Raw genomic sequence first — 1233 nt, 5'->3', positions numbered from 1 at the left:
CCCTCGCGACGCCCGCCCCCGCCGGGCCGGGGCGTCGCGGGGAGCGGTCGTCGCTCCATGAAGCGGTTGCGGTTGTCGCTCTCGGCGTGCAGGCGGGCGACGTAGGCGGCGGCCTGGGCGCGGCGTTCCATGCCGAGCTTCGCGAGCAGGCCGGAGATGTGGTTCTTGACCGTCTTCTCGGCGAGGTGCAGCCGTTCGCCGATCGCCCGGTTGGTCAGCCCCTCGCCGATCAGCTCCAGGATTCTGCGTTCCTGCTCGGTGAGGCGGCCGGGCCGCGCGTCGGGCGGCGGCCGGGTGCCGGCCCGCAGGGGTGTCCCTCCCGGGCCCTGCCGGATCCCGGCCGGGGGTTCCAGCAGCGAGCGTCCCGCGGCGACGTCGCGGACGGCGGCCAGCAGCTCACCGCCCCGGATCGCCTTGAGCACGCACCCGGAGGCGCCGGCCAGGAAGGCGTCGAGCAGCAGCGTGTCGTCGACGTAGGACGTCAGCATGAGGCAGCGGACGTCCGGGTGCCGGGAGCGGATCTCCCGGCACACCTCGATGCCGCTGCCGTCCGGCAGCCGTACGTCGAGGACCGCGACGTCGGGCCGGGCCCGCGGGACGCGCTCCAGGGCCTCGGCCGCGGTGCCGGCCTCCCCGACGACCGTGAGGTCCGGTTCCACGGCCAGCGTCTCGTGCACGCCACGCCGGACGATCTCGTGATCGTCCAGCAGGAATACCCTGATATTTCGCTCTACGCGCACATATGCAAGTCTCACATACTGACCCCCCGGTTGCTCTTCCCGTGGAAGTGCCCCCCGGGATAACGTGCGCTTGTCCTTCAGGCTTGCAAGGCTGTGACCAGTGACGTTTCCGGCTTTCGCGATTTACTTGGATTTCCAAGGAAAATTGCAGGTCAGGACGTTTTCACACACGTGTGGAGTTACTGGGTAACGTGCTGTCCAGCGGGCCGTCGAACGGGACACTGTCACCGCTCGGTCCGTCCGCGCCGCACCCACCCCGTGCGCCGCAGCGGCGCCGGGCGAGCCGCACTGGCTCATCCGGAAGACCCCGGGGGCCGGACAGACGGAGGAGCACTCGTGACCGTGGAAAGCACTGCTGCGCGCGACAAGGCGCGCCGCGGCAGCACACAAGGCACAGCGGCGGAGCAGTCGGCCGACGCGTCGGCGCAGGCACCGGCGAAGGGGCCGACCCGGAAGCCGGCCCGGTCAGCCGCCAAGCCCGCGGCGAAGTCCG

1 protein-coding gene is annotated in these 1233 nt (G+C 71.4%); it reads right to left on the bottom strand.

Annotated features, from left to right (window positions below; all coding sequences use genetic code 11):
- Positions 1 to 740, bottom strand: a 740-nt coding sequence (locus ACYVE9_RS27430) for a response regulator (RefSeq protein WP_461030589.1), incomplete at its 3' end; no start/stop codon positions are given.
- Positions 741 to 1233: the final 493 nt, after the last annotated feature.

The organism is Streptomyces sparsus, assembly GCF_054776295.1.
Note: the sequence above shows the minus strand (reverse complement) of the source record. Positions and strands in the feature narration are given on the sequence as shown.